The sequence below is a fragment of the Oligoflexus tunisiensis genome, assembly GCF_001748245.1.
Lineage (GTDB): Bacteria > Bdellovibrionota_B > Oligoflexia > Oligoflexales > Oligoflexaceae > Oligoflexus > Oligoflexus tunisiensis.
The window spans coordinates 307,793-328,380 of the sequence record NZ_BDFO01000001.1; the positions used below are offsets into that span (position 1 = coordinate 307,793).

General features: G+C 54.1%; 20 protein-coding genes and 1 tRNA gene. 15 read left to right on the forward strand and 6 right to left on the reverse strand.

The window, feature by feature from the left end; translation table 11 throughout:
• Positions 1-35 precede the first annotated feature (35 nt).
• Entirely contained in the window at positions 36-992 is a 957-nt protein-coding gene (locus OLTU_RS01395) for a UDP-glucuronic acid decarboxylase family protein (protein WP_141730974.1), read from the forward strand.
• A gap of 878 nt (positions 993-1,870) precedes the next feature.
• On the opposite strand, the gene OLTU_RS01400 is transcribed toward OLTU_RS01395, so the two are convergent.
• On the reverse strand, positions 1,871-2,173 hold the full coding sequence (locus OLTU_RS01400) for a hypothetical protein (protein WP_141730975.1): 303 nt from the start codon (positions 2,171-2,173) through the stop codon (positions 1,871-1,873).
• A 210-nt stretch (positions 2,174-2,383) separates the two neighbouring features.
• Here OLTU_RS01400 and OLTU_RS01405 point away from each other — a divergent pair, with 210 nt between their 5' ends.
• The 12 genes from OLTU_RS01405 (at position 2,384) to OLTU_RS01465 (ending at position 14,835) form a co-directional block, all read left to right on the forward strand.
• Entirely contained in the window at positions 2,384-5,803 is a 3,420-nt protein-coding gene (locus OLTU_RS01405; protein ID WP_141730976.1) for a methylmalonyl-CoA mutase family protein, read from the forward strand.
• A 190-nt stretch (positions 5,804-5,993) separates the two neighbouring features.
• Positions 5,994-6,896 carry a ParA family protein gene (locus OLTU_RS01410; RefSeq protein WP_176736238.1) on the forward strand — a complete coding sequence of 301 codons (903 nt, stop codon included), beginning with the start codon at positions 5,994-5,996 and terminating at the stop codon, positions 6,894-6,896.
• A 29-nt stretch (positions 6,897-6,925) separates the two neighbouring features.
• Positions 6,926-8,023: a ParB/RepB/Spo0J family partition protein gene (locus OLTU_RS01420; protein ID WP_218109775.1), complete on the forward strand. Its 1,098-nt coding sequence runs from the start codon at positions 6,926-6,928 to the stop codon at positions 8,021-8,023.
• A gap of 86 nt (positions 8,024-8,109) precedes the next feature.
• Positions 8,110-8,943 carry a bifunctional DNA-formamidopyrimidine glycosylase/DNA-(apurinic or apyrimidinic site) lyase gene (gene mutM / locus OLTU_RS01425; protein ID WP_141730980.1) on the forward strand — a complete coding sequence of 278 codons (834 nt, stop codon included), beginning with the start codon at positions 8,110-8,112 and terminating at the stop codon, positions 8,941-8,943.
• Between the two features lie 486 nt (positions 8,944-9,429).
• A complete protein-coding gene (locus tag OLTU_RS01430; protein ID WP_141730981.1) occupies positions 9,430-9,714 on the forward strand; it encodes a helix-turn-helix domain-containing protein in 285 nt (94 codons plus the stop codon).
• Between the two features lie 137 nt (positions 9,715-9,851).
• Positions 9,852-9,928: transfer RNA gene (locus OLTU_RS01435), tRNA-Ile, on the forward strand.
• Between the two features lie 117 nt (positions 9,929-10,045).
• Positions 10,046-10,411, forward strand: coding sequence for a GIY-YIG nuclease family protein (locus OLTU_RS01440; RefSeq protein ID WP_141730982.1), 366 nt, complete (start codon positions 10,046-10,048; stop codon positions 10,409-10,411).
• A gap of 777 nt (positions 10,412-11,188) precedes the next feature.
• A complete protein-coding gene (locus tag OLTU_RS01445; RefSeq protein ID WP_141730983.1) occupies positions 11,189-11,662 on the forward strand; it encodes an SgcJ/EcaC family oxidoreductase in 474 nt (157 codons plus the stop codon).
• Positions 11,663-11,778: 116 nt separating this feature from the next.
• Entirely contained in the window at positions 11,779-12,600 is an 822-nt protein-coding gene (locus OLTU_RS01450) for an SDR family NAD(P)-dependent oxidoreductase (protein ID WP_141730984.1), read from the forward strand.
• A 3-nt stretch (positions 12,601-12,603) separates the two neighbouring features.
• Complete coding sequence (locus OLTU_RS01455) at positions 12,604-13,194, forward strand: TetR/AcrR family transcriptional regulator (protein WP_141730985.1); 591 nt, start codon at positions 12,604-12,606, stop codon at positions 13,192-13,194.
• A 4-nt stretch (positions 13,195-13,198) separates the two neighbouring features.
• Entirely contained in the window at positions 13,199-13,588 is a 390-nt protein-coding gene (pth2, locus tag OLTU_RS01460; protein ID WP_218109776.1) for an aminoacyl-tRNA hydrolase, read from the forward strand.
• Between the two features lie 110 nt (positions 13,589-13,698).
• Entirely contained in the window at positions 13,699-14,835 is a 1,137-nt protein-coding gene (locus tag OLTU_RS01465; RefSeq protein ID WP_141730986.1) for a hypothetical protein, read from the forward strand.
• An 18-nt stretch (positions 14,836-14,853) separates the two neighbouring features.
• On the opposite strand, the gene OLTU_RS01470 is transcribed toward OLTU_RS01465, so the two are convergent.
• The 5 genes from OLTU_RS01470 to OLTU_RS01490 all read right to left on the reverse strand — a co-directional run bounded on the left by OLTU_RS01470 (position 14,854) and on the right by OLTU_RS01490 (position 18,711).
• Positions 14,854-15,234, reverse strand: a complete 381-nt coding sequence (locus OLTU_RS01470; protein ID WP_141730987.1) for a hypothetical protein — start codon at positions 15,232-15,234, stop codon at positions 14,854-14,856.
• Positions 15,218-15,739: a MarR family winged helix-turn-helix transcriptional regulator gene (locus OLTU_RS01475; RefSeq protein WP_218109777.1), complete on the reverse strand. Its 522-nt coding sequence runs from the start codon at positions 15,737-15,739 to the stop codon at positions 15,218-15,220. The genes OLTU_RS01470 and OLTU_RS01475 overlap by 17 nt, the downstream gene beginning before the upstream one ends.
• Before the next feature lie 193 nt (positions 15,740-15,932).
• Positions 15,933-16,586 carry an SET domain-containing protein gene (locus tag OLTU_RS01480; protein WP_141730989.1) on the reverse strand — a complete coding sequence of 218 codons (654 nt, stop codon included), beginning with the start codon at positions 16,584-16,586 and terminating at the stop codon, positions 15,933-15,935.
• Positions 16,587-16,613: 27 nt separating this feature from the next.
• Positions 16,614-17,819 (reverse strand): agmatine deiminase family protein, encoded by a 1,206-nt coding sequence (locus tag OLTU_RS01485; protein WP_141730990.1) that lies wholly within the window; start codon positions 17,817-17,819, stop codon positions 16,614-16,616.
• Between the two features lie 91 nt (positions 17,820-17,910).
• Positions 17,911-18,711: an OmpA family protein gene (locus OLTU_RS01490; RefSeq protein ID WP_218109778.1), complete on the reverse strand. Its 801-nt coding sequence runs from the start codon at positions 18,709-18,711 to the stop codon at positions 17,911-17,913.
• 183 nt (positions 18,712-18,894) lie between these two features.
• Between OLTU_RS01490 and OLTU_RS01495 the strand changes: the two genes are divergently transcribed.
• Both OLTU_RS01495 and purM read left to right on the forward strand, forming a co-directional pair.
• Positions 18,895-19,563: a hypothetical protein gene (locus OLTU_RS01495; protein WP_141730992.1), complete on the forward strand. Its 669-nt coding sequence runs from the start codon at positions 18,895-18,897 to the stop codon at positions 19,561-19,563.
• A complete protein-coding gene (gene purM, locus OLTU_RS01500) occupies positions 19,560-20,588 on the forward strand; it encodes a phosphoribosylformylglycinamidine cyclo-ligase (protein WP_176736242.1) in 1,029 nt (342 codons plus the stop codon). The genes OLTU_RS01495 and purM overlap by 4 nt, the downstream gene beginning before the upstream one ends.

Below are 20,588 nucleotides of genomic sequence, written 5' to 3' on the forward strand. Positions count from 1 at the left end.
CTTGCATCCTTAATCACAGACACGGAGGGGTTTTGATGCCATTGCCGACAAAGGGTCGCGTTCTTATTGCAGGTGGTGCCGGCTTCATTGGGAGTCATCTCTGCGATAGATATATTGGCAGGGGTTGGGAAGTCATCTGTGTCGATAATTTTCACACAGGCAACAAGGCGAATATTCGGCATCTGCTCACGCATCCAAACTTTGAACTTGTACGTCACGATATCGTTGAGCCTTACATGGCTGAAGTGGATTTGATTCTGAATTTTGCCTGCCCCGCGAGTCCTGTGCATTACCAGAGCAATCCGATCAAGACGATGAAAACGTCCGTGCTGGGGACAATGAACCTTCTGGGCCTCGCCAAGCGTGTGGGAGCCCGCCTGACTCACGCCAGCACTTCGGAGGTGTACGGCGATCCTCTGCAACACCCCCAAACCGAAGCCTACTGGGGCAATGTGAATCCGATCGGTCCACGCAGCTGCTATGACGAGGGCAAGCGTGCTGCGGAAACGCTTTGCTATGATTACAGCCGTCAGCATGGAGTCGAAGTGCGTCTCGTGCGTATCTTCAACACCTATGGACCGCGCATGGCGATCGACGATGGCCGGGTGGTTTCCAACTTCATCGTACAGGCTCTGCAGAATGAGGACATCACCATTTACGGCGACGGCTCTCAAACGCGCTCGTTCTGTTACTGCGACGATCTCGTCGAGGGCATCATCGCTTTGAGTGAGCAGGATGAAACGCTCGGACCGATCAACTGCGGCAATGCCAATGAGTTTACGGTGGCCGAACTTGCCGAGCGTGTGATTCGTTTGACTGGCAGTCGCTCGCGCATTGTGCAAAAACCTCTGCCCCAGGATGATCCCAAGGTGCGCCGCCCCGATCTTTCCCTGGCGCAGAAATACCTGAACTACCAGCCCAAGGTCGAGCTTGAGGAAGGCCTCAAGAAAACGATCGATTACTTCCGCACGGCTCTCGCCAACTCTCGCTGAAATTTCTGAGTCGATCGATGTTTTAAATTAAAAAAGATGGGCACCCGTCCTTACGGACGGGCTAAGCCAAACGAGCCATTTGGCGGCGAAGGGGGAATGAACCCACGGGAAAGGGACTTCGTACCACTAGGGCGAGTTGGACCAGAAAAACGGGGAAGGAGCGTGTTTTCCTGATACCGATTCAGGTACGGCATGTTGAGAGTACACTTGTAATAAAACTACGCGAAATCCTGTGGCTAATCGGGCCCTTCTCGGGCCGAACTCCGAGCAGCTAATCTTTTGATTGAAATGGAATATTTCGATCATTACAGGGCTTTCACGTTCTTGCATAATTTCCGGGGTCGAGAGCGAATGGGGCTGCTGGACCTGCTGCTGAATCTACGGCCACCTGCTCATGTTATCCAATACTTTGCAAAGGCCCACGCAAGCACCTTCCCAGGCATGGTTTCAAGAGTTTCGATCAATCTTAAGCGAAATCGGCAGGATGTAGGAAAGCAAGACCTTGTAAAATCAATGGCTTGTACAAATTGATATACAGCACGATTGACTGACGAAGCTGGATTGGAAGAATGTCCTGGAGGAAAACTTTTTCATGGTGATTAAATTTAGGTAAATTTATGTAGAATTCTTTCCGCGTTCCAAAGGATGCTCATTGCCTTTGAAATCCGTGCACCGCGCGAGTTTCAAAGATTTTTGCCTTTACGACGCAGATTGTCCTTCATGCTGACGTAACGAATCAAACCCCGCCGATGCAGGCTTTGCGGTTCCGGCTATGCAGAAAGACGCAGATGTTTTCACGGTGAAAATCCCACGGCGGATGTGCGTGTGGAAAGGGAGGAAGGAAGAGCCTCCAGCCAAGTGTGGAGGCCTCCACGGCATTAGCCCTGGCGAACCATGGTCTGCATGTAGTTGTTCTGACCCTGGACAACCACACCACCCACAGGAGACCAACCCTTGCCGATGTAATAGTTCACCTGATCTTCCAGATTGCGAACTGAATCTTCGACAAACAGTTTGTATTCCAAAACCTTATTGGCTCCTGTCGTCTTTGCAGCCGATACGGGAGCACTGGCGCTGGTCTTGCCAACGCTTTTGCGAGCGCTGCCCTTGACGGCGCTTTTGGTTTTGACCACCGTCTTGCTGCTTTTGCCTTTGCCAGCGCTCTTCTTCGACTTTGCCATTCGTAGCCTCCGATTCAAAATATGGAATTGCAGCCATTGTACACCATGTTCAAGGTGCTGAGAACAAAGCTACCTTTTTCCGAGCCTTCTGCTCAATCGCATCCTGCACTTTTCTTGGGCCACTTTGACATTAAATAGCCTGCAGAATCCTAGCCAAACTCGATTTGGCCAGGCTATAAGAATGGCACAAGAATGAAGGAGTGAAGGCTCATGACCCTGTCCCAGACAACGGCATATAAACCTCAACACCAAATACGTATTGTCACCGCGGCATCTCTGTTCGATGGGCATGACGCCGCGATCAACATCATGCGTCGCATCCTGCAGGCTTCGGGCGCCGAGGTTATTCACCTGGGTCACAATCGATCGGCCGCTGAAATTGTCGACTGCGCTATCCAGGAAGATGCCCAGGGCATTGCGATCACCTCGTATCAAGGTGGTCACCTGGAGTTTTTCAAATATATCCACGACCTCCTCAAAGAACGCAAGGCCAACATCAAGATCTTCGGTGGTGGCGGCGGTACCATTCTGCCCACCGAGATCGATGAGCTGCATGCCTATGGGATCACCCGCATCTATTCTCCGGATGATGGCCGGGCCATGGGACTGCAGGGTATGATCAACCACCTCTTGCAAAATTGCGATTTCAGCACGCAGAAACCGCCCGTGGATGCGCTGCTGCCCCTCGTGACGCAAAAGGATCCTCAGGCAATTGCGCGGGTGATTTCCGTGGCGGAAAACCATGGGGATTATCGCGAGACGCTGCAGAAAAGTGTTCAGGCTCTGAGGGGCGATCGCAAGGTTCCCGTGCTTGGCATCACCGGGACCGGGGGCGCCGGCAAATCTTCGCTCGTCGATGAGCTTGTCCGCCGGTATCTGCGTTCCCATCACGATGAGACGGTGGCCATCATTTCCGTCGACCCTTCCAAGCGAAAAACCGGCGGTGCTCTCCTGGGTGACCGGATCCGGATGAATGCGATTCATCATCCGCGCGTCTATATGCGCTCGCTGGCCACACGCCAGTCCAATTTGGCGCTAAGCAAATATGTGCAGGACTCCATTGAGATCTGCAAGGCCGCTGGATTTGACCTCATCATTGTGGAAACCTCGGGCATTGGCCAGTCGGATACGGAAATCGTCGAGCATTCCGATGTTTCGTTGTATGTGATGACCTCGGAATACGGCGCGGCCACGCAGCTGGAAAAGATCGATATGCTCGATTTTGCCGACGTGATCGCCATCAATAAATTCGACAAGCGCGGCTCGCTGGATGCCATGCGCGATGTCAAAAAACAGTATCGCCGCAATCAGAATCTTTGGACCGGCTCGGATGATGATTTGCCCGTGCTCGGTACCATCGCCTCGCAGTTCAACGACAGCGGCATGAATCAGCTCTATAATCGCCTGATCGACATTCTGAATGCCAAAACCGGCAGCAGCTTTCAAAAGCTCGCCACGCAGGAATTGGGCCTCAGCCAGCGGCGTTATCTTCTGCCGCCTGAACGCGTGCGGTATCTGGCCGAGCTCAGCGAAAATCACGAGCAGTATAAATCCTTCATTCAGCAGCAGGTGGCGATTGCGCGGCAGCTCTTCCAGATTCAGGGAACGGTCGATGCCCTGCGCAAAACGCAGAAAACCGCGCGTTACGTCACGGCCCTCGAGGCTCAGGCGGGTGACAGCTTAATTGTTCAGGAATTAATCAAACACTACAATGCGCTGGAACCGCGGCTCGATCATGAATGCCGTCAGGTCCTGCTCGGCTGGCATGAGCTCAAGGAAAAATATGCGGGTCCGGTTTATCAGTACAAGGTGCGTGACAAGGTTATCGAGCAAAGCCTCATTTATGAATCCCTCGCGCATCTGAACATTCGCAAGGTGGCGCTGCCGCGTTATGAGGATTGGGGTGAAATTCTTGGCTGGATTTTGATGGAAAATGTTCCCGGTGAATTCCCTTATGCAGCCGGTGTTTTCCCACTGAAACGTGAAGGTGAGGATCCCGCTCGCATGTTTGCCGGTGAAGGCGGACCGGAGCGCACCAACAAGCGTTTTCATTACGTTTCGAAAGGCATGCCGGCCAAGCGTCTTTCCACGGCTTTCGATTCGGTGACGCTCTATGGTGAGGATCCTGATCATCGTCCGGATATTTACGGCAAGATTGGCAACTCCGGTGTGAGCATTGCGACCGTTGATGATGCGAAAAAACTTTACTCCGGCTTCAACCTCGCGCAGCCCAATACTTCGGTGTCGATGACGATTAACGGTCCCGCGCCGATGCTGCTCGCATTCTTTCTGAATACAGCGATCGATCAGCAGTGTGAACTCCATATTCGCGAGCAGGGATTAACCGCGCAGGTGGAGGAGAAGATCAAGGAGATCTATCGCCGCTACGATGTGCCGCGTCCGCGTTATAACGGTGAGCTGCCCGACGGCAATGATGGTCTGGGTTTGATGCTGCTCGGTGTGACGGGTGATCAGGTTCTGCCGCTTGAGGTTTACGAGAAGATAAAAGCCAGCACGTTGAAGCAGGTTCGCGGAACAGTGCAGGCCGATATCCTGAAAGAGGATCAGGCGCAAAATACCTGCATTTTCTCGACGGAATTTGCCCTGCGCATGATGGGTGATATTCAGGAATATTTCATCAAGGAGCAGGTGCGGAATTTCTATTCCGTTTCCATCTCGGGCTATCACATCGCGGAAGCCGGTGCCAATCCCATCACTCAGCTGGCGTTCACGCTCGCCAACGGTTTCACTTATGTTGAATATTATTTGTCCCGCGGCATGCACATCGATGACTTTGCGCCGAATCTTTCCTTCTTCTTTTCGAACGGCACCGATCCTGAGTACGCGGTGATTGGTCGGGTGGCGCGGCGTATCTGGGCCAAGGCCATGAAGTATAAGTATGGCGGCAATGATAGGTCGCAGAAGCTTAAGTACCACATTCAAACCTCAGGACGCAGTCTGCACGCCCAGGAGATTGCATTCAATGACATAAGAACCACGCTGCAAGCGCTTTACGCGATCTATGACAACTGCAACTCCTTGCATACCAACGCTTACGACGAAGCCATTACGACGCCAACTGAGGAATCCGTGCGGCGGGCGATGGCCATTCAGTTGATCATCAACAAGGAACTCGGGCTTGCGAAAAACGAAAATCCCTTGCAGGGTTCCTTTATTATCGAAGAGCTGACGGATCTGGTTGAGGAAGCGGTGATGGCGGAATTCCGCGCAATTTCCGAACGCGGGGGTGTGCTGGGGGCGATGGAACGCATGTATCAGCGGTCGAAGATTCAGGATGAATCGCTTTACTATGAATCGCTGAAGCACACGGGTGATCTGCCCATCATCGGCGTGAACACCTTCCTCGGCAAGGATGGATCGCCGACGGTGATTCCAGCCGAGGTGATCCGTTCCACCCCGGAGGAAAAGGAATACGCGATTCAATCCGCGCATGACTTCATCAAAAGAAATGGCTCAACCGGCGATGCGGCGATTGCCCGTTTGAAACAGGCGGCGCTGGATGGTAAAAATATCTTCCACTGTTTGATGGATGTGGGGCGTGTCTGCACGCTTGGACAGATTTCCCAGGCGCTTTATGAAGTCGGTGGTCAGTACCGACGGAACATGTAATATGCGGAGCGACCTGGATTTGGTCGCAAGGGATAAAACAGTCTTAAAGTAAAAGCTTTTCAGGATCTTCGACGCGGGCTGTACATCATGTACAGCCCCGACTTTTTTTCTACTCTTGTTGCCCCTAACGAAAACCGGTACCGTATTTCCTAGACATCATAACAGCAAATATCCAATGGAGGGAGGTCCCATGCGTGAACCCCGTACTCACGTTATAACCTTTGCCAATATTAAAGGTGGAGTCGGCAAGACGACCTCGGTGACGAACGTCGCTTATCTGCTCGGCACCGTTCTTGGCAAAAGGGTTCTGGTCATCGATTCGGACGATCAAGGCAACGCCACCAAAGCTTTGGGTGTGCGGGATCTTTTCGACCGCAATCAGGAAACGCTCTGGCATGCCCTGCGTGGCAAGCTCACCTATGATCAGGTGATGGTCGAAAGCCCGTATAAAAACATCTGGGTCATTCCCTCGACCAAGGAACTCAAGGCGGCTCAAACCGAATTTGGGCGCTCGGCACGGAGTTTTAAGCTTTTTAAACACCTTTTGAAGGGTGTTGAGAAGAATTTCGATTTTGTGCTGATCGACACCAAGCCGCAGATCAACGTGCTGCTGCAGGCGGCCCTCGCGGCTTCCAACTGGTACCTGATCCCCAGCTTTCCCGAGCCTGACAGCTACGACGGATTTTTGGATCTCGTGGCGGAATGTGAAGAAATTCACGACGAGGAAAATCCGGATCTGCACTGTCTCGGCGTCATGCTGAGCTGCGTGAAGAAAATTCCCGCGCATGACTCGTACATTCGCTTTATCAGCAAGCACCTCAAGAGCGCCCGCGTGAATCTGCTGAAGCCTGCCATCCGCGTCTCCAACGCGGTCGCCACGGGCAACCTGCAGAGCTGTCCGGCCGCGGCTTTGCCCAGTGCCCGCTCGGTGAAGGACGATTATCTGAAGCTGACCCGGGTGCTTTTGAAGCAGGTCGATGCGAAGAAGATCGAACGCCCCAATCTCGAGCACCTTGGCGTTCTGCGTGAGAAGGTCCGTGATGAAGGAGAATGGCAGTTGCAGGATGGCAACGAAGAAATCAATCTGCTCTGAGAGAGGCACCCATGGCATCAATGCGTGAAATGGCCAAGAAGAATCTCGACAAAATGGTGAAGGGTGCGGCGCGCGAAGTGAATACCTCGCGCCCCTCGCGTGAATCGCAGGCAGCCCGTCCCGCGGCCTCAAAGGCTCCGACAGCACCCGCGGCTTCCGAGGCGCGCCGGGGTGCTTCTGCGGCGGAAGCACCTGCGCCTGCGCCTGCGCCTGAACCGGCTCCCAAGCCCAGCGCGGCTCCCAGTTCCGTGTTTGAGCAGCTGCAGGCTCAGATCGAACGAAACGGCAAAACCATCCAGAAGGTTCCGGTTGAGAACATCAAGCTGAACGAAAATATTCGTGAGGCTTACAACCAGGATCACCTGAAGGTCCTTGCCGAATCGATGCAAAAGGATGGACTCATTCAATTCCCCACGCTCTGTCTTAAGACCGGCGTGAACGGGGAATTTTCCTTCGTTTGTAAAAACGGTCATCGCCGGATTCTGGCTGCGAAAATGCTCGGCTGGAAAACCATCGAGTGCGTGATTCTTCCCTTCGCCTCCACGCGTGATGAACTTTATCACACGATCGCCGCGAACCTGCGCGAGGACGTGTTTTATCTGGATCTGTCGCAGGCCTATCAGCAGGCGAATCATCTGGGTGAGAGCGATCAGGCCATTGCGGAACGGGTCGGGGTCAATCCACGGACCGTGGGCTGGTATCGCCGTCTGGTGACAATGGCTCCGGAATGCCAGGCTCTGTGCCGGCAGCATCCCGATCTGTTTCATGCGACCTGGGCGATCCAGCTGGCCCGCAAAGGCGAATTGCCTCCGCTTGCGATTTTGATGAAGCAGATGCAGTTCATGCTCGCGCGTCATCAGGCGCAGAAGGACAACACGGATCAAGCCCCTCAGCCGGATCGTTTGCCTAAAACGATCGATGTGGAACAGCAAAAGGAAGCCCGTTCTTCGCTCAAGGCCTTGTTCTCGGGCGCGCGGGGGCCTGCGGAAGCGCAACAGGCCTGGCAGCTGGTCGAACAGCTTTGTATTGCGGGCTATTTCAAGCCGGCCCTCCTGAATCGCATGCGGCGTCAGCTGCTGCCCGGCGCACAGAAAGCCTCCCGCCGCCCCTCCACCATCGACTCGTAATCATCTTGTTTCAGCGCTGAATTATTCCTATGATCCTCCCTTCGCACCATCCCAATCCGGGATGGTGCTGTTGAGGAGCTTTTTTCATGCCTGAATTGCCAGAAGTCGAATGTTTAACCCGGGCCGTACGGTCGGTCATTCTGGGTAAAAAGCTCGATGAAATGGTCTTTCATCGACCGGATCTCCGCTGGCCGATTCCCATGCAGGATCTGCGGGAATTGATCGCCGGAAAAACCATATTGTCTGTGGAACGTCGTTCCAAATACCTGCTGATTGAAACAGAAAGCGGCTATGCCATCATCCATCTTGGGATGACCGGCAATATGCTGTTCAGCCCGGAAGCCACCGGCCGTTGGAATCACACGCATGCAAGTTTTCGCGTGATCGATGACTCCGGCCCCGTGGGTTATCTGCATTATGTGGATCCTCGGCGTTTCGGCTGTATTCTCTGTAGCTCGCGTGATGCCCTTTCGCAGCATCCACTCATCAGGAACCTGGGGCCCGAGCCCTTGGAAACGGAAGGTCTTGATGAAATTCTTTATCAGCGCAGTCGCGGGAAAACCGTGGCGGTGAAGAACTTTCTCATGGATGCGCACAACGTCGTCGGCGTGGGCAACATCTATGCAAACGAAAGCCTCTTTCTTGCGGGAGTCAAACCTTCGCGCAAAGCGTCTGCCGTCAAGCGTGAGGAGTGGACCAAAATCAGTGGCGCCATCAAATCAGTGCTGACGGCAGCAATCCAGGCCGGTGGCACGACCTTCCGCGACTATAAACATGTCGACGGGGAACCGGGCTATTTTGAACTCTCACTGAGCGTTTATGGCCGCGATGGTGATCCTTGTTTGCGGTGTAAAACGGGAATTAGCAGCAGCAGAATTGGGGGTCGTGCGACTTACTTTTGTCGCCGTTGCCAGCGCTGAAGAGCGCGTCCCGCCCGCATTAAGCGTCAAATGGGTCGTGTTTGACGCATCTGAAAAGGCCGGGTTCCTGTGTGATTTCAGCGGGTTAGATGGCCTTCCCGGCACTGCGCAAAAAAATTTGCGATGAAGCACAAAAAACCTCACTAAATATGTTGACATTGTCTCTCAAACTGCTAATTTGTCGCAGCTAAGGCATTGAGTTCACGTCAAGCCTCCACGGAAGATCCGCAGGAGCCCTGCAAAAAGCCCTTCCGAGTTGAAACTGATGTGTTCCTTGGATACGAGAAATGCCAAAGTTTGCTTGTGAGCAGGAGTTCACGGCAAGTAAGACAGGACAGAGCTGCAGGATGCGGCCGCCATCGGTCCCTGGATGGGGAAGAGATGTTGATAGAACGGATGTCTTGGGTCCTGTGTGAGCGATGGGGTACCAAAGTTTCTTGCGGATGTGAGGAACGGGATAAATAGCCAAATCGGAGGAAATCAGCTATGATGACACCGGAAAACACGAATGATGCTGCACTCAACTTCGACACATCTTCTGTCACTTTTCCCCCTGGAACAAAACTGCGTGAAATCGAGCGCATTGTGATCCTGGAAACTCTGAGACAGAAAAACTTCAACCGTACGCATACCGCCCGCGCTCTGGGGATTGGTATTCGCACGCTGCAACGCAAACTGAAGCGTTACGGCGCGTCTGACTGGGGTCTCAAGACCAAAGTCGGCGGTGAAGACATGGTGGAAGGCGCTGAGAGCCCTTCGTTCACCAACTAAGTTCCAGCCTTGCGCTGCACAAGAGCCCTGCAGAAGTGCGGGGCTCTTTTACTTAGTCCAGAACCAGTTGGGTCGAGCTTTTTGGATTCAAAAAGGTTGACAGCAAAAAGACGAACACTTATAAAGTGTCTTCCGATGGGGATGTAGCTCAGGTGGTTAGAGCACACGCCTGATAAGCGTGAGGTCGGATGTTCGAGTCATCTCATCCCCACCATCAAAAGACCCGGTTGACGAGAAATCGCAGCCGGGTTTTTTGCGTCGTCCGTGTCCGGACATTTCTCTCCACTTCATGTCCTTTCTCATACGGCGCGACCTGCGGTAGAAGCAGGGCATGCGAATGTATTATGTCTACATCCTGAGTGACCGTTTCCGCAGACTTCTCTACACCGGGGTCACGAACAATCTCGAACGGCGCCTGCACGAACATCGAACAAAGCACAACCCGAACAGTTATACAGCACGATATGACATCACGTATCTCGTCTACTTTGAAACCCATGGGCATGCGGGTCAGGCCAATATCCGGGAAAAGGAAATCAAGCGGATGAATCGTTGGGAAAGGGAAAGACTGATTCGCGAGTTCGAGGAGCAGGAGCGCACCTGCCCGCCGCATTTAAAAAATCCTTATGCACCTCCCGGCCGGCAGCGACGGCGTCCATCCTGTCCCTGGCCAGGTGCGTCCTTGCCTCATGATTAAGGCACGGCCGTCGCCCGGTTGTCAGAGTTTTGACGCTCTAAAAGCCAGGGGAAGAAAGGCTTTCACGTGTGAGAGGCGGGCAGCCAGCAGACAGTTGTTTCATGCGACGTTCCTTGCCATTTGAGTTACCGGACTGCCTGTGTGTCGAGTATCGTCGAGCAGGCTGCAGAGCAAGGATGGTGGATCGCCTTGCCCTTTCGCAGCGAGCAGGGACAGTTGACTCCGGGACCTTGCAGGGCAGCGGACTGCTTGCCGTGTTGAGCAAGGATGGTCAGGCAGGAGACGTTGCTTCGCACTCAGCAGGGAAGGTGGATTGCTCTCCGAGACAGCGGACCGTTTCGTTACCGAGCGAAGTCGAATGAACTCTCTCCTGTCTGAAGTATTGAGCAGATCGGTCGACCCGTTTGCCGATCGAGGCGCCGGGCCGTAGGGGCGATCAACCCCTTTGCCCTTCAGGCCAGCAGGCTGTCCTTGCATGCCGAGGCGGAGGGTAGACCCCTTTGCCCTAAGTCAGCAGGTTGTCCTTTCGTGCCGAAGCGGAAGGTCGACCCCTTTGCCCTTCCAGGGCACCAGACAGTTCTTCAAGCTGAGCAGGACGGCCGACCCGATTGCCCTTCCAACCACCAGACTGTTCTTTCGAGCTGAGCAGGACCGTGCGATCACTTTGCCTTTCGAATTTCGTTTTGGGAAACAGCGCGATTCGCCATTTGAAAACTTTCCCGGTAAGATGGCCTCCATCACGATGACAACCGACTCTCATGTGACAGGGAGATGCCCATGTGCCCACAATATTCCGGATCACCTTATGCGGTAGGCACCGAAGAAGCACAGATTGAAAAACTGTATCAGAGCATGATAGAAGGCTGGAATCAGCGCGATGCGATCAAGCTGGCGGCTGCCTTCGCTGATGATGGCTTGATCATTGGTTTTGATGGAACCCATCACCACGGAGCCCGCGATATCGAGGAATCCATCGGCACGATCTTTCGGGATCACCCGACGCCACCCTTTCTCTTCAAGGTCAAGGACATCCGCTTTCTGACGCCGGATGTCGCTCAACTGGAAGCCATCGTTGGCATGGTTCCACCGGGCCAGAAGGAATTGAATCCGGCATTGAATGCCTTTCAAATGATGACAGCCGTCCGCCGTGAGCGGCGCTGGGTCATCGCCTGCTTTCAAAATACACCCGCGCAGCTCCACGGACGTCCCGAAGCCCTGGACGCCATGACACAGGAGATTTTGGCTGAATAACATAATAAAATCAAATAGTTATAATTAAATCTGGCCACGCTCATGTTTTCCGGCTGGGATTCCGATTAGAATTAGAAAATGTTTCTAGAAATATTTTCCAGTTTCAGGAGCCAGCCATGACCCAACACTTTCTGATCACCGGAGCCAATCGCGGCCTGGGCGCTGCCATCACCCGTGGACTCGCAGCCTCGGGCTGTCAGTTGACGCTGCTCTGTCGCGATCGTCAAGCCGCGGAGGCTTTGATTCGAACTCTGCCTTCGGGACAGGTTTCCGGTATTCTCCAGGCTGATTTAAGCAGCCTTCGAGGCATTCAGTCGGCCATTCATGCCATAAAGGCGCTCCCGCCTCTCGATGGTCTGATCCACAATGCTGCGATCTGGCCCCAAAGGAAAATCATCCAGGCCGATGGACTCGAGGAGGCCTTTGTCGTCAACCACCTCGCTCCTTTTCTCATGAACATGCAATTGGAAGATCGCTTTCAGCGTGATGGTACACGCGTCGTGCAGATGACGGCCGGACTTTATCCGCTTGGCGATCGGAATTTTTCCCAAAGCGCCACCGGCCAGAATTTTAGCGCGCTCAAGACCTATGCCTCGACAAAGCTTTTGAACCTTGCTACGACCATGACGTTTGCTGAACGTTGGCAGGGCAGTCCTGCGACGATCAATGCGGTGCATCCCGGAGTGGTGCGCACGGACCTTGGGGCGATGAGTGGGGTGAAGGGCATGCTGTTGAATCTTGTCAAAAGACTTTGGCTGACACCTGAGGAAGGGGCCAGGGCTCCGCTGAGCCTTTGCACGGATCCCGCATTCAAGGGCATCAATGGCCGTTTTTATGATCGTTTCAAGGAAGCGCCACTTGCTCCCTTCATGCAGGATACGGGCTTTCGGGAAGCGGTGTGGCAGCAGGCCCTGCAGTACATGAAACAAGCGGGTTAAATCATGGCCGGAAAACAGCAGCGCGGTCAGGAGACGGCCGACAGGGTCCTGAAAGCGGCGCTGAAACTTTTCAGCCGTCATGAACTTTCCATTGAGCGCCTGAGTGAAGTCTCCGGCGTTTCCATCGGCTCCATCTATCATCACTTTGGAAATCTCAATGGCGTCTCGGCCGCGCTTTATCAAAGTGCAATGGCTGATCTTCTGCACAGCATTATCCGTGCGGTTGAAACCGAAACCACAGCGCGGGCGAAGGTGATCGCCCAGGCACGCGCGTACATGGAATGGACCCGCGAGAAAAAAACCGCCGCGCGTTTCATTCATGCCTCGGCCTACGCCCCCTATATGCAGCAATATGAAGAGGACATCCGCAAGGCGAAGCAGCCGATCCTCGAGGCGCTCATGGCTCTCTTTGAACCGCATATCCGGGCCCGTGAGGTGATCGCCCTGCCGCTGCCTCTCTATGAAATTCTATTGATTGGCCCTCTTGCCGAGCTGGCCCGTCGCTGGCTGAGCGGCGGCTCCGGACTGGATATGGATGCGGCCTGGGACCATTTACCGGAACGCATCTGGCGATCCGTTCAGCCTGAGGAATGAAATCATGCGCATCAAACAGGTGATCCTGGTCCGCAAGGATCTCAACATGCGGCGCGGCAAGGAAATCGCTCAAGGGTCGCACGCGGCGATGGATTTTTTGATTGAACCCTTGCGCCTGCTGCTCCTGCAAAACAAGGCGACCACGATTGAGCTGACAGACATGGAAAAACATTGGATCGTGCACGGCATGGCCAAGGTCTGCCTGCGTGTGAATAGTGAAGAGGAACTGGTGGCCCATCACGAAAAGGCCCGGGCCGCCGGCCTGAAAAGCTACATGATTCGTGATAGCGGTCGCACCGAATTTCACGGCCAGCCGACCCTGACAGCCTGCGCCATAGGGCCGGATCTGACCGAGCGCATCGACGCCATTACCGGCGATCTCGTCCTGTATTAACTACGTCAATAAGGGTCGAGTTCCCGAAATCCAAAAAATCGGCTATAGGAAATCCAGGCAAGCCGCCTCAATTTGAATTTCCACTCAGGCCAGGTCGGGGGGACCCTATTGTGAAACGCATAGTCATCTGTATTGCTGCATGTCTCGTGGCCATGACCGGTTGCGGTCAAAAAAAGAAAAGTCGCAAGGATATTCTGCATGCACCGGATCAACTTCTGGTACAGACACCTCTGAATCTCGCAGGCATTAGCCCCTCGGAACGGGATGATGCCAAATTCAATCGCTGCATCGCCGGGAATGGCAACCCTGAGGCGCTGGCGGGCTGTAACCTGCCTTATCTGGAGCTCCAGGAGACCACGCGCGAGGAGCAGGTGGCTCAGGTGATGAGTCATACTCTGATCAGCCATGACTGGCAGACGGAACGCTTCCGCAGCTTTCTCTTGCAAACCAGGCCGGAACTCGTTTCCATGCTGTCCTGTGTGAAAGGCATCGCGATTTCCACCGATATCCGACCTTCCTTTTATTATCCACCGAGTGGCGCCATCTATCTGGATGCCCGGTATTTTGCAGCCAACGAAGAGGAAGCGAAAACGGTCAGCACGCGACCAGATGCGCGCGAGGAAAATTATGATCAGATCAATCTCCTCTTTTTCTCGGTGGATACTGCGATGCCGGAGACCATTGAGGATGCGCGACGCCTGGACCTGGAAGGACTGCTGGCCCATGAACTGGCTCATGCCTGCGATTTCAAAGCAGCGGCGTTGACCGGTCAATACCTGTCCGCTGCGTTGCCTGAAGCGCCGCATAATGCTGTCTATTACCTGGCGCAATGGCTTTTCTTCGGCGACGCCAATGCCAAAGACCAGCTGGCCACGTACACGCCGGCTGAGATCGGCCGATCCTATGAGGAAAGTCCGATCGTCGATATCTATGGTTACGGCAACCAGTTTGAGCATCTGGCCATGATCGTGCAAAATCATCTGGCCTTTGAATTTGATGGCAACAATCGCGTGGACCTGCTGACGGATAATCCGAAGGAGAATGAGAATCTTCGGGACTTTCCGATTCACTGGGGGATGACTGGCAAATTTTGTCAGCCGCAGCTTTTCGAAGAGGGACGGGCGATAACCGCGCGGACGGTGCCGATGCCGTTCGCATTTCAAAAAACGATCGCGGACTGTACGAGCATCGTGCATGAAGCGGGCACAGCCGTCCATCAGGTACTGGGTCTTCCTGAATCTCGATAAGGGCGACGTCCAGAGCCCTTACGCGGGGAAGGCCTGGTAGGGGCTTTTGCAGGTTGGGCACGATCCGTAGTAGGGCGGCTTGCCCTCCTGATAGTCCAGCACATTGCTCCCGCCGCATTGCGGACAGGTGAACGAGCCGGACATGCCCTTGACGGCGCCGCGGCTTTTCATAAAGACCATCACGCCGACGATGGGCGCCGCGATCAGGCCACCAGGAACGGAAATAAAATGCACGCCGGGAATAATGATCGTGGCGAGCGCGGCCAGCACCGTCAGGGCAAAGGTTTTCAAGCCCCGTAACACGGCATCGCGCTGGGTCACGTGCACGATGCGGGCCGAGCCCGTGATTTCCTTGCCGCTTGAAACGACCCGCATTTGACCTTCAGCCCCGTTGTTCATGACGTTCCTCTTTATTTTTGTTTTCATCATATTCAAAGAAAAGTTCGACCTTCATATCGCCCATCGCTGCGCGCTCCAGCAGCTCGGAGAGAAGCCTATCGAGTTCCATCTGATCCCTGGGCTTCATGGCCGCCAGAGCCTCAAGCAGGCGATCGGGAACGCTCGTGGAGGCCTTCTCCAAAACCCGTCGACCTTTGGCCGTGAGATGCAGCAGAAGACGCCGGGAATCCTCGGGAGCGGGACTGCTTTGAATCATGCCTTTGTCCACCAGCTTGCGGACGACCACGGAGAGCGAACTTTGATGCGTGTGGGTCAGCAGGGCCAGTTCGTTAAGGGAACGCTTGCGTCCATCCTGAAGTTTTTGCAAAGCAAAGAGCTGAGCGGTGCTCATGCCGAGCTGCTTTTCCGCCTGGCGCGAAGCCACATGTAACGTACTCACCAGACGGCGGAACGAGTTCAGGATACTATGGCAATGTGAGGATCTGGCTTCTGTCATGGTCTTCATCCGATATATGGGATCCCATATTTTCATCAAAAGCCGTCCAAGGCAACAGAAACCTCAGCGGCGACACGATCATGCCAGGGTGGGTGATTCCGCCTGCTCCTGCCGAGGCGCAGCACCAAATAAAAGACGCCGGGTCATAACCCGGCGTCTTCTTTTTTTTGAGCATGACATGAGTAGGGGCGAGAGCGGCCTCTTATTCGGAACGCTCGAGACTGCGTTTCCGTTCATTGCGATAGCGGAGCTCGGGAGTCGGCCGGGCTCCTTCCACGAACTTCTGGGAAAGCACGGAAATATAGGCACTTCCGGTTTCCAGATAACCATTCAACTGATTGAGTGTATTCCGATCAAAGAATTTAAGGAGCGGCTGATCCACCAGATAAAAATGGGTCAGAGCATCCACGACCAGCGCATCGTAGTGATCGGCATAGACATCAAAATCCGAAGGACGTGCCACGCCGCGGCAGTTTTCCTTGCAGCAGGCCAGTGGAATTTCTTCGTCCAGATTCAGAAGACCATAGTCATCCGTTACCTCTTCCCCGGGAGCGATATCGCGCAGGGCGATTTCAAAACCATAGCCGGTCGTCACCGTATTGGGATTGCAGCAATGGTTGACGTAACGGCCATGATCCCAGCTCAGGACATAGTCGCCCTTGGGGTCGATGTACGAATATTTTTCAATAATATCCGTGTAGGCGGGATTTTTCAGCAAGGCGGCATTGCGCTCCACGATGATCTCGAGCTGATCCCGCACATAGACCGCTGTGCCTTTCGGGATCAACTTGGTTGCAAAGACACCGTAGCCGATCTCTTTGCTAACCCATTTTAACTTGGTGTCGGGGTGTATCATGTAGGCTCTCTCCCACGTTAAAAATAGTCATGGCTTAGGTTTTGCCGCCAAATGACTCGACTCGGGTACAATCGCTTCAAGATCGGGAAGGTGAAACGTCACGCAATGAAAGGCCCCCCCATCCTTTATCAAGTCGTCCGCCTTCAGAAAAACCGTCTTCAGCCCGACTTCCTGATAAGCCTTTCGAACCTCTTCCTCATAGGACGCGTAAAAGTGTTGGTCCGGATAGGTGCCTCGACTGGGGTCGGGGTTCTTGTAACTTGGAATGATCACTGTATCGTTTACTATCACAGAATTCGCATAAGTAAAGAAAATATCGTAGACCGGGAGAGGCATGGGTACCCGGACCACCCGGAAGGTCTTGCTCAGATCCTTGGCGATCCGATCCAGTTCCGACTTGATCTTGGGAATCTTGACTTTGGAGTCGGGGTCCGCGTCATCCAACAGGTCCATGGCCCGGTCCTGAATCTCGTTGACCAGGATAGTGTTCCTGTTGACGAATTTCAAAAACATGTCGACATGCGGATGAGGAATTTGGCTCACGACCCGAGTCTTGCGACAGCCGAGGGCCAGCTGAAAAATGTCTGCGACATGATCACTGATCGAAAAATTGGGGTCCTTGGGACGATTGGATTCCGGGTCGTCCGACATCTCCTCGGAGACGATGCAGGTTTCACCATTGGTCATGAAGTTGCCGCCGTCCATCACGATGGGCAGATGTTCGACACTGGAATTGATGGCCAAGGCAAATTGATGAATTGCAGCATCGTCGTAGCTGCTCCCATCACGGTAAACAAAATCCACGAAGCTGGGTGTCGGAGGAATGAAGGGATAGGCTCTGAGAACCGGAATGGGAAAAAAATCGCGCAGCCAGGGGCTCTCATGCTCGAGCTCAACCCGGGTGATCGATTTCAGCTCATCCGCTTTGAAGGGCTTCTTTTCCGTGAAAAGTTCTTCAACCTGTTCCTTGAAACCCGCCGTCATGAAGATATAGACTTTCGCCTTGGCAGCCAGCATCGCCCGAACCAATTCTATACCGGATTCCCGGAACAGAACCTGCTCACTCACAGCGACACCAAACATAGGCTCATATTCGGCCAGAGGGCGCGGCTGAATGGTTTTTTCGAATTTAAAGCTGGAAATTTGGATCTTTTGCGGAGCCCAGTTCTGATAACCCAGAACAGCAGCGATGGCGAGCAAGCAGGTTGCTGGCAGAAGCAGTTTCTTTTTCATCGTCAGTCGTCGGCGTCCATAAAAAGTCCCTAAAAAAAGTCAGGCAACAAGGGATCATGTTGCCCGATTTCCTTTGAAATAGATACACCAATCAATGGGGGAGGGGTTGGGATTTTACCTTCAGGACAATTCTTCGGGCTTCCTCCGCCCGACCTGGTAAATAGGGTTCATCCAGTGGTTCGGTTTCGCCGAGTCCGATTGCAACCACACGGTTGGGATCGAGTCCAAACTCGTCGATCAGCACCTGCCGAACCGTCATGGCCCGTTGATAGGATTCCACCTGATTGCTTTCACTTTCACCCTTGGGATCGGTATGACCTTCGACCAGGAGAAGGGGGGCATGCGCCGTCATGAGAATCCGGGCCTGCTCGATGAGAGCATGGCGTCCCTCGGTGGAAAGTTCGAACGTGGTTGGAAAAATTTTCGGATCGATGAAAAGACGATCATAGGTCAGAGTCCGACTCGGCAGGATCCGAAGTGTTTGACTGATTTTGATATCCTGCAGTTCGGCCCGGTCACCCACCATCACCCCAGGGGCCTCGGGAAAATATAGACCTGAATCCTTGGAGCCATCGGCCGTGACTTCGGCGATCGTATAGTTTTCGCGGACTTCGGTGGTTTTTAAAAGGGCCGTGGGAATTCCTTGCCGACTGGTTTGCAGGAGGCTGCCGGGCAGAAGACCATCCCGCTGTCCCCCAGCCAAAAGTGCTATTAGGGAACGCCCCTTCTTTTGAATTTTGATCACAGCAAGTCCGGCTGACGCTTCCTCCTCGGGGGAAGGCAAAGCCGGTAAAGGCTTACAGGATGCCGCCGGCGCATTGATCTGCACGGCGCTGAGTTTCCTGTAGACAACTTCTCCATGACTATGGTTTGTAAGTGCAACGAGAGGCATGCACAAAGCCATTATGATCCAGTTTGTACGGACATTCTTAAGTGCTACCATGGCCACCACTCAAGGCTACGGGTCCTTCTGTCTTCCAGGTAAGAGTTCGGCACGGCCCGTCAAAACTTTAGACACCTTCCAGCAAACCTCTCAAATGACTGAATTTTTTCTTGAAGACTCCAGGAGGCGGACGTGAAAGATTTTCTGGATGTCCTGCTTGAACAGATGGATCAACCGCGATCGGCTCATGACGAGGCCATCTATCTCAATCGTCTCAAGAGTTTGGCCACCACGGCTCCGCCCCAACGAAAAATTCCCAGCCGAGGTTCCGGAGTTCCGCTCCGCGCCACCACCCTGAAAACAGCTCCCGATTCCAGGCTCTTTCAATCAAGACCGGACGTGGAGCTGTTCTTTTATGAGCTGAAGGATGAGCAGGCCGAACCACGATGGTTCCGGCAGGCCAAGGACCTGGATCCTTTACGCGCCTTCGGACGCTGGGATCCCTTGCCAGGTGAAGCGCAGGTGCTCGAAACCATCGCCATGGGAGCCGACCTCTACAGCCTGAAGGTGCAGGATCATGATACGGCGACGCTGCAGTACCTCGCGGAAGTCGGCGTGGACTATGGTGTGCCCGTGCTGCTCCGTTGCACGAGCGAAGAGGAGCTGGCGCGCGCGCTGTTTGTGGAAGCGGATACGTGGATCGGACTTGAAGCTGCGGTGGCGGTGCCCGAACTTTTGGAACTGCCTATTTTTGAGAACCGCCAGGTTCTGTTGCCTTATGGCAACGCTGAGGAATGGACCCGGCATCAACTGAAACAATTGATCCTTCATATAGAAATAATAGAGGAGCCTCAACGATGACCGAGCAAAAGGGCAAAGATTTTTACAAGGAATCCGGTGTTGATGTTGCCAAAGGTGATGCTCTGGTGGATTGGCTGCAAGCGCGCAAGGGCGAGCAGGTAATCGGGGGTGAAGTTGTCTCCGGGATTGGCGGTTTCGCGGCGCTGTTCCGCCCGGATTTTTCCGGCATGGAGGATCCTCTGCTGGTGACCGGAACGGATGGCGTCGGCACCAAGGTTCTGCTTGGTCTCGAACACAATCAACTCGAAGGGCTGGGCGTGGACCTAGTCGCCATGTGCGTCAACGATCTTTATACGGTCGGCGGCCGGCCGCTCTTTTTCCTCGATTACTATGCGACCGGAATATTGGATGAGAAACAATTCAAGGCCATCCTTTCCGGGATCCGCAAGGGCCTGGCCCAATCCCAGGCGGCTCTGCTTGGCGGAGAAACCGCCGAGCTTCCCGGACTCTATGAAAAAGGACATTTCGATCTGGCCGGTTTTGTGGTCGGCGTGGTCGATGGAAAAAAACGCCTGCGCCCGGAACTCGTGCAGCGCGGTGATAAACTGATTGCTTTGAACGCCAGCGGTTTTCATAGCAACGGTTATTCGCTGGTCCGCAAGTGGCTGGCGGAAAAACCGGTCGATCAGACGATGCTGAACCGTATCCTCGAGCCGACAAAAATTTATTATGAAGTGCCCGAACTTTTGCGCCGCCTGGGCTGGGGTTCCCTGCATGCTCTCGCCAATATCACGGGTGGTGGCATCTCGGGGAATCTGCCGCGCGTTCTGCCGGAGGGCCTGGACGCTCAGATTGATCCCCTGAAAATTCCCACACCCGATTGGATGCGCAGCTTTTATGAAAGTCATGGCGCGCGCTTTGAAGATGTCGAAGGCGTCTTCAATATGGGGGCCGGCATGATCGCGGCGGTGGCCGCCGACGCAGAAGGAAAATTCCATCAGATTTGCAAGGAACTCGGTCTCGGCAGCGCGACCATCGGTGAGATGATCCCGGGTTCCGGCGAATCCACGGTTCGTTATCTTTGA

Coding starts and splice junctions, on each gene's coding strand:
- OLTU_RS01455 (WP_141730985.1), top strand. CDS start 12,604: ATGGCCGGAAAACAGCAGCGCGGTCAGGAGACGGCCGACAGGGTCCTG.
- purM (WP_176736242.1), top strand. CDS start 19,560: ATGACCGAGCAAAAGGGCAAAGATTTTTACAAGGAATCCGGTGTTGAT.
- mutM (WP_141730980.1), top strand. CDS start 8,110: ATGCCTGAATTGCCAGAAGTCGAATGTTTAACCCGGGCCGTACGGTCG.
- OLTU_RS01475 (WP_218109777.1), bottom strand. CDS start 15,739: ATGAAGACCATGACAGAAGCCAGATCCTCACATTGCCATAGTATCCTG.
- OLTU_RS01420 (WP_218109775.1), top strand. CDS start 6,926: ATGGCCAAGAAGAATCTCGACAAAATGGTGAAGGGTGCGGCGCGCGAA.
- OLTU_RS01445 (WP_141730983.1), top strand. CDS start 11,189: ATGTGCCCACAATATTCCGGATCACCTTATGCGGTAGGCACCGAAGAA.
- OLTU_RS01450 (WP_141730984.1), top strand. CDS start 11,779: ATGACCCAACACTTTCTGATCACCGGAGCCAATCGCGGCCTGGGCGCT.
- OLTU_RS01430 (WP_141730981.1), top strand. CDS start 9,430: ATGATGACACCGGAAAACACGAATGATGCTGCACTCAACTTCGACACA.
- OLTU_RS01490 (WP_218109778.1), bottom strand. CDS start 18,711: ATGCCTCTCGTTGCACTTACAAACCATAGTCATGGAGAAGTTGTCTAC.
- OLTU_RS01485 (WP_141730990.1), bottom strand. CDS start 17,819: ATGAAAAAGAAACTGCTTCTGCCAGCAACCTGCTTGCTCGCCATCGCT.
- OLTU_RS01480 (WP_141730989.1), bottom strand. CDS start 16,586: ATGATACACCCCGACACCAAGTTAAAATGGGTTAGCAAAGAGATCGGC.
- OLTU_RS01400 (WP_141730975.1), bottom strand. CDS start 2,173: ATGGCAAAGTCGAAGAAGAGCGCTGGCAAAGGCAAAAGCAGCAAGACG.
- OLTU_RS01410 (WP_176736238.1), top strand. CDS start 5,994: ATGCGTGAACCCCGTACTCACGTTATAACCTTTGCCAATATTAAAGGT.
- OLTU_RS01440 (WP_141730982.1), top strand. CDS start 10,046: ATGCGAATGTATTATGTCTACATCCTGAGTGACCGTTTCCGCAGACTT.
- OLTU_RS01395 (WP_141730974.1), top strand. CDS start 36: ATGCCATTGCCGACAAAGGGTCGCGTTCTTATTGCAGGTGGTGCCGGC.
- pth2 (WP_218109776.1), top strand. CDS start 13,199: ATGCGCATCAAACAGGTGATCCTGGTCCGCAAGGATCTCAACATGCGG.
- OLTU_RS01470 (WP_141730987.1), bottom strand. CDS start 15,234: ATGAACAACGGGGCTGAAGGTCAAATGCGGGTCGTTTCAAGCGGCAAG.
- OLTU_RS01405 (WP_141730976.1), top strand. CDS start 2,384: ATGACCCTGTCCCAGACAACGGCATATAAACCTCAACACCAAATACGT.